2 pseudogenes are annotated in these 375 nt (G+C 38.9%); one reads left to right on the top strand and one right to left on the bottom strand.

Annotated elements, in window-relative coordinates:
- A pseudogene (locus D0T84_RS21870) lies at nt 1-209 on the top strand (hypothetical protein); the annotation flags it as partial.
- A gap of 69 nt (nt 210-278) precedes the next feature.
- Here D0T84_RS21870 and D0T84_RS23405 read toward each other — a convergent pair.
- A pseudogene (locus D0T84_RS23405) lies at nt 279-375 on the bottom strand (hypothetical protein); the annotation flags it as partial.

Raw genomic sequence — 375 nt, 5'->3', positions numbered from 1 at the left:
GTTCTATTCCGACTTTTATAGAGATAACAGACGGAAGTGTGCATGATGTCAACATACTGGACCATATCACGATTGAACCCGGTGCTATCTATGTAGTCTCTCCTTACGAATATAAAAGTTTCCAAATATTTTTCATTTCGCTAGCATTTTCATCAGTAGAAAACTATTTGCATTTGGTTGGCAGCATTTATTATATAGCCAAGAAATGAGATTCTTCATCCATTTCTTGAGATTCCAGGCTGTGGCACTTAGAAGAGCATTGATTTGGACATACCTCTCCCCACAGAGATAATTTTCATGCATTCTGAAGTCTGATTTGAGATGTGCGTTAACCGGTTCTATTGCTGCCCTGCGTCTAAACTTCCTCCGCTTTTT

The sequence above is a fragment of the Dysgonomonas sp. 521 genome (assembly GCF_010501055.1).
In the GTDB taxonomy this organism is placed as follows: Bacteria; Bacteroidota; Bacteroidia; order Bacteroidales; family Dysgonomonadaceae; genus Dysgonomonas.
The sequence above is the reverse complement of the archived record's forward strand: the minus strand, read 5'-3'. Positions and strand labels throughout refer to the sequence as shown.